Source organism: Peribacillus frigoritolerans, from assembly GCF_040250305.1.
Lineage (GTDB): Bacteria > Bacillota > Bacilli > Bacillales > DSM-1321 > Peribacillus.
In genome coordinates this window covers 3,854,595-3,866,649 of record NZ_CP158190.1, presented here as the reverse complement: position 1 = coordinate 3,866,649, position 12,055 = coordinate 3,854,595, and the positions used below count along the sequence as shown (strand labels likewise).

General features: G+C 32.4%; 11 protein-coding genes. 10 read left to right on the top strand and 1 reads right to left on the bottom strand.

All coding sequences use genetic code 11. The features are described from left to right. The first annotated feature begins 549 nt into the window (after window positions 1-549). Entirely contained in the window at window positions 550-1,317 is a 768-nt protein-coding gene (locus tag ABOA58_RS18940) for a tyrosine-protein phosphatase (protein WP_350299576.1), read from the top strand. A 48-nt stretch (window positions 1,318-1,365) separates the two neighbouring features. Here the strand turns inward: ABOA58_RS18940 and ABOA58_RS18935 are convergent, their stop codons facing one another. Then, window positions 1,366-2,148: an SGNH/GDSL hydrolase family protein gene (locus ABOA58_RS18935; protein ID WP_350299575.1), complete on the bottom strand. Its 783-nt coding sequence runs from the start codon at window positions 2,146-2,148 to the stop codon at window positions 1,366-1,368. 198 nt (window positions 2,149-2,346) lie between these two features. On the opposite strand from ABOA58_RS18935, the gene ABOA58_RS18930 reads away from it, so the two are divergent. The 9 genes from ABOA58_RS18930 (at window position 2,347) to ABOA58_RS18890 (ending at window position 11,980) form a co-directional block, all read left to right on the top strand. Continuing rightward, the gene (locus tag ABOA58_RS18930) at window positions 2,347-3,087 is read left to right on the top strand and encodes a YveK family protein (RefSeq protein WP_350299574.1); all 741 of its coding nucleotides are present in this window, start codon (window positions 2,347-2,349) and stop codon (window positions 3,085-3,087) included. Then, window positions 3,080-3,772 carry a CpsD/CapB family tyrosine-protein kinase gene (locus ABOA58_RS18925; RefSeq protein WP_350299573.1) on the top strand — a complete coding sequence of 231 codons (693 nt, stop codon included), beginning with the start codon at window positions 3,080-3,082 and terminating at the stop codon, window positions 3,770-3,772. The genes ABOA58_RS18930 and ABOA58_RS18925 overlap by 8 nt, the downstream gene beginning before the upstream one ends. Before the next feature lie 93 nt (window positions 3,773-3,865). Next, window positions 3,866-4,645, top strand: coding sequence for a tyrosine-protein phosphatase (locus ABOA58_RS18920; protein ID WP_350299572.1), 780 nt, complete (start codon window positions 3,866-3,868; stop codon window positions 4,643-4,645). Window positions 4,646-4,854: 209 nt separating this feature from the next. Further along, window positions 4,855-5,748 carry a UTP--glucose-1-phosphate uridylyltransferase GalU gene (gene galU / locus ABOA58_RS18915; protein ID WP_350299571.1) on the top strand — a complete coding sequence of 298 codons (894 nt, stop codon included), beginning with the start codon at window positions 4,855-4,857 and terminating at the stop codon, window positions 5,746-5,748. Continuing rightward, complete coding sequence (locus ABOA58_RS18910) at window positions 5,741-6,445, top strand: sugar transferase (RefSeq protein WP_350299570.1); 705 nt, start codon at window positions 5,741-5,743, stop codon at window positions 6,443-6,445. Before galU ends, ABOA58_RS18910 begins: the two co-directional genes overlap by 8 nt. 422 nt (window positions 6,446-6,867) lie before the next feature. Then, complete coding sequence (locus ABOA58_RS18905) at window positions 6,868-7,995, top strand: glycosyltransferase (protein ID WP_350299569.1); 1,128 nt, start codon at window positions 6,868-6,870, stop codon at window positions 7,993-7,995. A 73-nt stretch (window positions 7,996-8,068) separates the two neighbouring features. Further along, a complete protein-coding gene (locus ABOA58_RS18900) occupies window positions 8,069-9,499 on the top strand; it encodes an oligosaccharide flippase family protein (RefSeq protein WP_350299568.1) in 1,431 nt (476 codons plus the stop codon). A 72-nt stretch (window positions 9,500-9,571) separates the two neighbouring features. Then, window positions 9,572-10,753 (top strand): glycosyltransferase family 4 protein, encoded by a 1,182-nt coding sequence (locus ABOA58_RS18895; RefSeq protein ID WP_350299567.1) that lies wholly within the window; start codon window positions 9,572-9,574, stop codon window positions 10,751-10,753. 120 nt (window positions 10,754-10,873) lie between these two features. Beyond that, the gene (locus tag ABOA58_RS18890; RefSeq protein WP_350299566.1) at window positions 10,874-11,980 is read left to right on the top strand and encodes a glycosyltransferase; all 1,107 of its coding nucleotides are present in this window, start codon (window positions 10,874-10,876) and stop codon (window positions 11,978-11,980) included. The last annotated feature ends 75 nt before the right edge of the window (window positions 11,981-12,055 follow it).

The window sequence follows — 12,055 nt, the reverse complement described above, 5'->3', positions numbered from 1 at the left end:
AAATTAATTGTTAATAGTTTATTTTAGAGCCCTAGGGCTCTTTTTATTTTATTGTTGTCGAGACAAAGCCTGAATCCATAACCAGCCGATAACTTCACAACAGCTTCTTTACCACTTAATCGCAGCATCAAATCAGGTACAGCTAATACAATGTGAGTAATTGCCCCTTGGTAATAAACCAAATGGGAGATCATGTCCTCGGGTTTATATCGTTAAAATTTAATGAAAAGCATTTTTATATTTCCAGATGAAAACATAAAAAGACTATAGGACAAATCTATTGAAATAAATTTCTAGTTTTGGTTATTTAAAAAAAGTCATGCCTTCTTTCCTATTGTTCATAATAGAGAACGGAGGTAAGATTTATAGTAATATTCAGGATAATTCAATAGTTCAAGGATTTTAATGATTAAAAATATCCGTTTAAGGATTTCTGGAGTTTAATAGTAATTACCAATTATATTTATTTGTATAAAATTCATTAAAATGTTAGATTTATGTGTAAATAATTACGAAGTTTGTCCGACAGAGCGGAAAGAGGTTTTATAGATGATTGATATACACTCTCATATATTATCAGGCGTTGATGACGGGGCTAAGCACATTACAGAGAGTATAGCCATGGCTAAGCTTGCTGTATCGGAGGGTATACGGACCATCATTGCCACTCCTCATCATAAAAATGGTTCTTTTGAAAATGAGAAATTTGATATTATAGAAAAAGTGGCAGAACTAAACGATGCATTGAAAGCTGAATCAATTGATTTGGACGTGTTGGCAGGACAGGAAACACGAATCTATGGAGATCTTTTAGCGGATTATCAGGCCGAAAGAATTTTAACTTTGAACGATGGCGGAAGATATGTGTTCATCGAATTGCCGGCAGACCATGTTCCTGCATATACAGAGCCCTTATTATATGAGTTGCAAATGAAAGGGCTAGTTCCCATCATTGTTCATCCAGAAAGGAATCTGGAGTTTATGGAATCTCCAAATCACCTTTACAAGCTGGTTAAACATGGAGCTTTGACTCAGATAACAGCAAAAAGTATCGTTGGTGGATTTGGTAAGAAAACTAAAAAGTTTGCCTTTCAACTCATCGAGAAAAACCTGACTCACTATATAGCATCTGATGCCCATAATACGAAAAGCCGTGCTTTCCATATGACCGAGGCTTTTACTGAAATAGAAAATAAGTTTGGTGTCGATATGAGGTATTTATTCATGGACAATGCCGAGCTTTTGATTCAAGGTAAATTGGCATACAAAGAAATGCCGCAGAAAATTGAATCAAGAAAATTCTTAGGTATATTTTAAATCCCAAAAAAGCCGCATCCCCAGTATAGGGTGATGCGGCTTTTTGTTTTAAAACTGCTTAATAAAGAATTCTTCCAGATACAAACTCCATATTTTATAGCCCTTTTCATTAGGTATTTCCCGTCCTTCGTTCAAAACGTCTATCATTTTATCTGATGCTTGATCAGGCCAATTACTCCAATGATTGAGATAAGGAATATCCTTATCCTTTGCATACTTTTCCAATTCCTTCACTTGGTTAGGATAGTAGGTTGCATTATATAAAGGGTTAGGGGGCTGCAGAATGAATTGTGTTTCTTTGTTTGCTGCAGTGACATCCTCAATAATCGTCGTTATATTTCCAAGAGAATCTTCAATGGCGACATTCCCATTATCCTTTAGTGTGAAAGGTTCGAACAAAATTAAATCGGCCTTGGCCTCTATTAAATCATTTTGTTTGTTTTGAAGAACAAACTGTGAAGACATCAAATCGTAAAGTAAACCGTCCACATGAACGGTGTCTCCATAAACATCTTTAAGCTGGTCAGCTAAATCATCAGGCAAGTTATACCCCTCATTGCCAAGGGAATTCGATCCAACCAGCAAAATTTTAAAAGGTTTCCCTTCTGCCAATCTTTTTTTATATAAGTCTTTGCTTGCCTTCGGCCAATTCCCTATGTATTTTACGAGTTCTCCATTATCGGGACTTGAATTACTAGTTTCCCCCTTCGTACTTTTTTGCTCAGTCTGACTGACACTAGCATCAGAGATTTTACCATTCCAATGAATATTACCTATAACTAGAGATACGACGCATGCTAAAATAATAAAAGTAGGTAAGAAGACCTTCATATGATTCCTCCATAATATGCCGTATTTAGACACTGTTTTTTTGTAATTTATACCAATTTTCAAATAACCATACCAATATATAGGGAAATAAGATTTAATATAAATATCAAATTACCTAAAATTATGACAAAAAAAACAATGAATGGCAAGGTTTTGTGTTATAATACCAATGCTGTTATTTAAAAGTTGGAGGGAATCATGGAAGAAACAATAAGTATAAAAGACCTATTTTTAACTTTACGAAAACGTTTAAACCTAATTATCATCATTACGGCACTTGCTGTTTTAGTAAGTGGAATAATCAGCTATTTTCTATTAACGCCAATCTATCAGGCGTCCACTCAATTACTTGTCAATCAATCCAAGAATGAAGAAGCACTTTATAATAACAATGAAGTTCAAACGAATCTGCAATTAATTAATACATATAATGTCATCATTAAAAGTTCGGCGATATTGGAATTAGTTAAAGAAGACCTTAATCTTGATATGACAACAGTGGAGTTAAATGAAAGGATATCAGTTGCAAGTGAACAGGATTCACAAGTTGTCAACATCATTGCTGAGGATGAAAATCCACAAACAGCTGTGGATATTGCGAATAAAACAGCAGAAGTGTTTCAAAAACAAATAGTCGAGATCATGAATGTAGATAATGTGACATTATTGGTAAAAGCAGAAATTGCAGAAAACCCATCACCTATCAAGCCACGACCGTTACTTAACATTGCGATTGCTTTGGTGGTTGGTTTAATGGCAGGTGTAGGTGTTGCTTTCCTTTTGGAATATTTGGATAACACGATAAAGACAGAGCAAGATATCGAGAAGCAACTAGGGTTGCCTATCCTTGGTGTCATTGGGACAATTGATGGCCAAGGAGATAATAGCTTACGTTCGGAAAGACCAGCAACACGTGGAAGAGGTGAAAAAATTGGCTAAAAAGAAAAATTTGGATACTAAAAGAAAATTAATTGCCAAATTCAATCCAAAATCCCCGATATCGGAACAATTCCGTACCATTCGGACGAATATTCAATTTTCTGCCGTTGATGAAGAGATGCGTTCGATCATGGTCACTTCTACAGGACCAGGAGAAGGGAAATCCACCACAGCAGCCAATCTTGCGGTCGTATTTGCACAGCAAGGAAAAAAGGTTTTGCTTGTGGATGCGGACTTAAGAAAACCAACAGTTCATTATACCTTCAATTTACCTAATACCTTTGGAATGACGAATGTATTAACGAAACGCATGGATTTGAAAGATGCTGTCGTTGAAACGGATGAAAAAAATCTATATGTGTTATCCAGCGGCCCAGTTCCCCCTAATCCGGCTGAATTGCTAGGCTCTAACTCGATGAATGAATTATTCGAACGTTTCTACGAAGAATTTGACGTCATTATCATGGATACACCACCAGTCTTGGCGGTTACGGATGCACAAATTCTATCGAACAAATGTGACGGAACGATTCTTGTAATCTCGAGCGGGAAAACAGGAACTGAACAAGCGATAAAGGCAAAAGAACTATTGAATGCAGCTTCATGTAACCTTTTGGGGGTTGTGTTAAATAATAAAAAAATGCAAAAAAATAGCCAGTATTACTATTATTATGGAAATAAGTAAAAGTAATACTTGTTTCCCAGTTTTTGTATTATATTGTTAAGGAATGATTGTGATTTTAATAGGTTAAAAGAATTAAAGGAAGGAGGTGGAGGTATGATAGACATCCATTCCCACATATTACCTGGGATAGATGATGGAGCTCAATCGATTGAGGATAGTTTAGAGATGGCGAGAATAGCGGTTTTAGAAGGTATACATAAGATCATTGCAACGCCGCATCATATGAATGGGAAATACGAAAATCGGAAACAAGATATCATCCACAGAGTGGCAGAGCTCAATGAAGTATTAACAGCGGAAGCGATTCCGTTGGAAATACTGCCAGGGCAAGAAACAAGGATATATGGAGAGATTTTGAAAGACTATGAACTGGAAGAAATCATCACACTGAATGATGGAGAAAAGTATCTTTTTATTGAACTGCCATCTGCACATGTCCCGCGCTATACGGAACAATTGCTCTCAGATATACAATTCGAGCGCTTGACTCCGATAATCGTCCATCCAGAACGAAACCAAGAATTAATCGAAAATCCGGATCTTTTATACAAGTTTGTGAACAACGGAACACTTACCCAGGTAACTGCTTCCAGCGTTTCGGGTGCCTTCGGAAAGAACATTCAAAAGTTTGCGATGCAATTAATTGAATCTAATCTAACACATTTCATTTCATCAGATGCTCATAATATCACAAGTCGAAGCTTCAAAATGAATGAAGCTTTTGATGTGATTGAAAAGAAATTCAGTGTCGACTATGTTGACCTTTTTCTAGATAATGCGGAATTGCTTGTAGCAGGTAAAACGGTTTATAAAGAAGTCCCTGATAAGATTAAAAAGAAAAAATATTGGGGATTTTTTAATGTCCGAGGCTAATTTTGGGTGAATTCTTATGGGTAGATTTGTTTTGTTTTTATGTGAGTTACTAATTTTCAATGAAGAAAAAATATTATGGCATTTTATATATCGGACTAATACTCTAAGTTTTTAATCTTTTTTTTCGATAATTAGGAAAATACATAGAATTTTATCAGCATCCAGATATTTTAAATAAATGAACATGAATAACAAGAGGGGGAGAATAAATGAAAAAAGTAAAAAAAGCAATAATTCCAGCAGCAGGGTTGGGGACAAGGTTCTTGCCAGCCACTAAGGCGATGCCCAAGGAAATGCTACCTATCGTGGATAAACCAACCATTCAATATATCATCGAAGAAGCGGTCGCTTCAGGTATTGAAGATATCATTATTGTAACCGGAAAAGGTAAACGTGCAATTGAGGATCATTTCGACAATGCATTTGAACTTGAAAATAATTTAATGGAAAAAAATAAATTCGAATTACTTGAAAAGGTCCAAGCTCCTTCCAAAGTTGATATTCATTACATTAGACAAAAGGAACCAAAAGGTTTAGGACACGCAGTTTGGTGTGCAAGGAAATTTATCGGAAATGAACCATTCGCCGTTTTATTAGGTGATGATATCGTCCAAGCGGAAACACCTTGCTTAAAACAGTTAATGAATGAATATGATAAAACCCTATCCTCAGTCATTGGTGTACAAACCGTTCCTAAAGAAGAAACCCATCGTTATGGGATTGTAGATCCAAGTAACCAAAACGGCCGACGCTATGAAGTAAATAACTTTGTCGAAAAGCCAGCAAAAGGAACAGCTCCATCCGACTTGGCAATCATGGGCCGTTACATTTTCACTCCTGAAATATTTATGTTCTTGGAAAAGCATGAACTGGGAGCAGGTGGGGAGATTCAGTTGACAGATGCCATCCAAAAGTTAAACGAAATTCAACGAGTTTTTGCATATGATTTTGAAGGAAAGAGATTCGACGTAGGCGAGAAATTAGGGTTTATTCAAACGACCATTGAGTTTGCGTTGAACAATGAAGACTTAAAAGATTCATTGTTGGACTTCTTAGGAGAAGTTTTAAAAAAAGAAAGTGTAAAAGTGAATAAGTATGAGTGATACAGCTTCTGAAAATAAACCATTAACTAATTTAGAAGGATCTGATTTAAGTGATTCTCAAATTGTTGTTCAAAAACAACGTTTTCCTTATCTTGCAACTAAAAGACTAATTGATATTATAGGAGCTCTTGCAGGGTTAATGCTAACTTTTCCGGTGTTTGTTCTTATCAGTTTCCTGTATTTGTTTGGCGAGAATAAAGGTCCTGTCATTTTTGGACAAAAACGAGTGGGGCAAAATGGAAAGATGTTTGTAGTGTATAAGTTTCGTTCAATGATTGTAAATGCTGAACAAGTTTTAAAAAATGATAAATCACTCTATAAAAAGTACCTACAGAACAATTATAAATTGGAATCAGAAGAAGATCCACGCATCACAAATATAGGACGTTTTTTAAGGAAAACTAGCTTAGATGAACTTCCTCAATTAATAAATGTACTAAAGGGTGATATGAGTTTAGTTGGTCCAAGACCCGTTATCCAAGAAGAACTGAAAGAGTATAATAATCGTTTATCCGAGTTTCTGGCTGTTAAACCTGGTGTTACCGGCTATTGGCAAATCTGTGGTCGAAGTGATGTGGGTTACCCTGAACGTGCGGATTTAGAGTTTTATTATATTGATCATCAAGGGTTTAAGCTAGATATTAAGATTCTTTTAAATACAATTTTACTAGTAGCGACTAGAAAAGGAGCATATTAAGCCACTTTAACAAATGTGTGACATAATACTTTTTATCTTTAGAGCTAATGTATAACTAATATAACTACTTTAGTCTTATCCCTAATTCCTTTGCAAATAATTATTGATTTTTTTTGACATGCCATTTCTATATTTTCATTGGAGTACCACTATAAAAAAAGGAGCATACAAGTCTTAGCTTAGGGTTAGGTTAAAACTTGTGCCCTGAGCTTAGTTTTCGACCTCCTTTCAATGAATATAAAAAAAAACGAAAAAAGGGGTTTCTCAAGAGAGACTTGTTAGTATTTTGTATTAGCTTTGTAGTCAATGAATGTTAAAAGTGACCTAAAAACGTTATCAAAACATATAGGCACAATTTATTCTAATAAGACACACAAGTATAGTTTATTTATTATTACACTTTAAAGAAGGAAGAGAATTTGATGAACATTTGTATTGTAAACGTGGGTTTTAATTTAGGCGGTGTCGAAAAGGTAGCAGTCGAATTGGCAAATTCTTTGCATAGAAGAGGGGATAATATTGCTTTAATCGATTTTTCAGGAGAAAATACTTTTTTTTATGATATAGATAAAGGTATTAACACACCCAACGCTATAAAAGCTAGAAAAATCAGAAGAAAAATAATAAAAAGAGGTTTATATTTTAAGCATAAAATAAACAAAAAATCGCTTAATATATTAGATTTATATAAAGAACAGGCAGAGGATTTAATTAAATATTTAAAACAAAGTAAACACGAAATAGTCATATTGTGTCAAGATTCACTAACAGCTCTCGTCCCTTCACTAAAAGAAGAATTTCCTAATATAAAAATTGTTGCTTGGCAACATAATAATTACGATGTGTATACTAAGCAATATAGTAAAGAGTTTATCGATGATTATTTTTCAGGAATCAGACAAGCTGATTTGGTTGTATGCTTAACATCCGCAGACCTAGAAAAATACAAAAAATTAAATGTGAACTCATGCTACATCTATAATCCGTTAACCATTTCTGAAACAAAAATTAGTAACTTAAATAATAATATTATTGTTTTTGTTGGACGTTTGAAAATCGAACAAAAAGGTCTAGACTATCTAATAAACATTGCTAGAGAATTAGAACCGGGGTGGAAAATTCTTGTAGCTGGAGATGGTGCAGACAAAAGGGAATTTAAGAATTTAATTATTACCAATAAATTAGAAGATAAAATTATATTAAAAGGTTCTCTGAGGGGTAATGAATTAATTGATTTTTATTCTTTAGGCTCCATCTTTATTTCGACCTCAAGATGGGAAGGATTTGGTCTTGTAATCACAGAAGCCATGGCAAGTGGATTACCTGTAATAAGTTTTAATAATCTAGGGCCGAAAGAGATTTTAAAAGACGGCGAATATGGAATCTTGGTTGAAAAATATAACATTGATGATTTTATACTTCAATTGAAAGAATTAATACTTGATAGAGAAAAGCGAGAGTTTTTTCAAAGGAAAAGTATTGAAAGATCAAAAGACTTTAGTACACAAGTTATTTTAAAAGAATGGGCTATTAAACTAAAATCACTGTAACTAGTTTAATAATCTCTAATAATCTAATAATCTAATAATCGAGGTGACTAATAGAATATATTCTATTGGTATAATGAATAACTTTATAAAGAAGCTCATCGGTTTTTCAATAGGCCCTGTAGCAGGTGCTTTTATTACATTTCTTACGATTCCATTAACAACCTACTTTATAGATCCAAATGAATACGGGAAGGCCAGTATGTTTTCGTTATTCCAAATGATTTTTGGAACATTTTTGTTCCTTGGCATTGATCAAGCATATACAAGAGAATATCATTCGTCAAAAAATAAATTGAACTTATTCCAAAATGCTATTTTTATTCCTTTGATTATGGCTTTTTTTATATTACTAATTACATTTTTACTACCATCTCAGATATCAATATTGTTGTTTGGTAGCTCAAATCTAATTATTCCTGCTATTTTATTCGGGATAATGATAGTAGCTATGGTTATTGAAAGATTTATTTTACTTTCTCTAAGAATGGAAGAAAAAGCACTGGAGTATTCATTAGTTACTATATTTACTAAGCTAGCTATTTTCTTCTTTACTTTGGTATTTGTAATTTTTATAAGACGTGATTTTCTAGCAGTTGTCTACTCTGCAGTATTTGGACAAATTATAGCTGACATATACCTAATAATTAGATACAGGTTACTTTTTGTATATAAAAACTTTTCATTGAATAAAGAATTACTGAAAAAAATGCTTTTATTTGGATTGCCAATTTTAATAGCGACATCTTTATCGAGCCTGTTGAATTCACTTGATAGATTATCTTTACGAGCATGGAGTGATTTCTATCAGGTAGGAATTTTTACAGCAACATTAAAAATTGCTGGAGCTTTAAGTATTATCCAAGTAAGTTTCACAAGTTTTTGGGTTCCCACGGCTTATCGTTGGTATGAGGAAGGTAAAAATATAGAGTATTTTAAGATAGTCAGTGATTCGATATTATTGTTAATGTCCATACTATTCATCGCAATCTTAATGTTAAAAGATCTAATTATCTATGTATTATCACCTGGATATGCGGATGCAACGTATATTGTTGCTTTCTTATGTTTACAACCAATTATATATACTGTGAGTGAAACAACATGTTTAGGTATAGTGTTTTCGAAAAAAACTTATTTGAGTATCTGGGTAGGTTTGATAGCGTTAGTTCCAAATATCATTATTAATATCATTTTAGTCCCTAAATTCGGTGCAATTGGAGCAGCAATTGCAACTTCAGTATCATATGTTTTCTTTTTTGTGGCTAGAACTCATTTTTCAAATGAAAATGGAATGAGGTTCCCTGTTATAAAGCACTATGGAATAATATTATTGTTATTATCTGGTGCATTTTTGAATTTGCTTTCAATAAAATGGATGTTTATGTTTATGATAAATATATCCTTGCTTTTCTTAATTTTAAGTTTACAATTCACAACCATAAAAAAAATGTGGACTATATATAGAAAAAAGGATACAAAAGAATCTGGTTTTTTCGCGAAATAAATCTTTCAAGATTTTTAATAAATTCTATTAAGAGATAGATTATAAAAAAGTAAGACATAGGATGGATAGAATATGAGAATAGCTATTTTGTGTAATGAAATGAAGCCAGTGCCAGCAGTAGATGGGGGAGCTGTAGAGACATTAGTAGACTTGTTAATTGAAAATAATGAAAAGGAACAAAAGCTCAGGATTGATGTGTTTTCAAAAGACAGTGAGAGAGCTTTGAGTAAAAGTAAAACAATAAAAAACACAAATTTTTATTTTATACATTATAGCCAAAACCTAGAGAAAATAGTTAATTTATTAAATAAATTTTTAGGGAGATTACGTCTTAGAAAAATTTTTCATCCGTATATATTTAATGCTGTTAAAGAACTTAAAAAGCAGGAATATGATTGGATTATTATAGAAAATAGACCGTTATATGTAGGTTTTGTAAAAAAAAATAAAAAGGAAGCTAAAATCGCGCTTCATTTGCATAATGATACTATTAATATAGATAGATCTGATTCTAAGAATATCGTTAAACTGTGTGATAAAGTACTTTCTGTTAGTGAATATATAAATAATAGGGTTAAAGAAGTTTGTTCTACAGATAAAGAATTGGAGAAAGCGATTGTTTTAGAAAACAGAATCAATGTTAATAAATTTAAAACTAAAAAAATGAATTCTCAATTCTTGAGAGTGAAATATAACATCCCCTCAGAAGAAAATATTTTAATATATCATGGAAGAGTAATAGAAGAAAAAGGTGTTTTAGAGTTAATTAAGGCTTTCGGCAAAGCTATAGTTAAAAATCCGTCGCTACATCTGTTTATAATTGGAGAATTAAATGATAAATCATATGAAGAAAAATTGAGGATTGCTATCAATAGATTGCCATTAAACAAAGTGTTGATGATTGGTTATGTTAATCATGCTGAATTGCCTAAATATCTTGATTCTGCAAATATCATTGTTCTTCCATCACTAGGGGACGAAGCTTTTGGTCTAACAATTGTTGAATCGATGGCGATGAAAAAGCCGGTTATATCTACGAATGTTGGAGCAATCCCAGAGATACTATCTGATAATTGTGGGGTTTTAGTAGAAAATGATGAACACCTTGTTCCTAATTTAGCAAAAGAAATATTGAGCTTAGTCAGTAATAGTGATAAGCAACAAGTATTATCAAACAATGGTAGAGAAAAAGCAGTTTTGGCATATAATTCTGAGAACTATTTATCTGATTTAATAAATAAACTAAAATTATAGTTGTGAAATTTCACACTGGTAAACACATTATTGATATATGGGAAATGACACAGGATTATGACCAAGTACAATATTGTAATAATAGAGTTTTTAAACTAATTTTATGAATTGAGGGAAACGATGAAAAATATATTATTTCTATCTCATACATTTATGGGGGGATCATTTGTTGTAGGGTCGCACCATCTCTCAAAAGAACTAGTTAAACGTGGTAATAAAGTTCTTCATGTTAGTGCACCGTATTCTTGGTTTCATATAATAAGCAAAAATGATGAAAATAAACTTAGAAAAGAGTTAAGAGGAAAGTTTTATAGCGAAGGTGGAGTGGAAAATCTAATACCTAATACTTTCCTTCCAAAAGAAATGTTTCATATTAATAAAGTTTCTAAGTTTGAAATTAGAAAAATAGTAAAGAAGATTTCTAATTTCTTTAATAATGAAACTATAGATATAGTATTAATTGATTCTCCTTATTTCTACCCAATAATTAAACATTTGAACTGTTTACATAAAGTATACCGTCCTACTGATGTTTATTCTCATATGGAAGGTAGTAGAGTAATTAAGTTTGAAAGTGAAGCAACATCGTTATGTAAAAAAATTATAGCTACGTCTACACCAGTCAAAGAACATTTAATTGACATGTATTCTATTAGTTCTGAGAATATCAAGGTGATTAGTAACGGTGTAGATGAAACCTATTTTTTAAACCGAACAAACAAAAAAAATGATAGAGAAACTTTCATTTATGCTGGTGCATTTGATAGTCGTTTTGATTTTGATATGCTGGAATTTCTAGTGAAAGAAAACCCAACAAGTTTATTTCAATTAATTGGTCCGGGAAATAATAAAATAATGGACCTTTCAAAAAAGTATGACAATATTTCTTATCTTGGAAAGCAAAAGTATGAAAAAGTTATTGAGTATTTAATGGCTGCAGATTATGGTTTATTGTTAACCAGTGACAATCCCGCCAATAAAGGTAGAAGTCCAATGAAATTATATGAATATGGATTAGCTGGATTAAAGGTTTTAGCAAGAAAAACACCAGAATTGCAAAATAGAAATGAAGAATTTGTATTTTTGTATGATGATGATTCAAATATTTCTCAGGTGCTAGAATCTTGTAAAAATTATTCCATGACTTCAAAAGAAATTAAGAAACAGTCATTAAAAGAGTCATGGAAAGGGAAAGTTGATAATTTATTAACATTCATTTATTCATAATGGTTGAAATTTAACATTATTAATGATGCAGAAAAAGAGTAATAAAACTTAAATTTATAAAGGAACATAATAAAT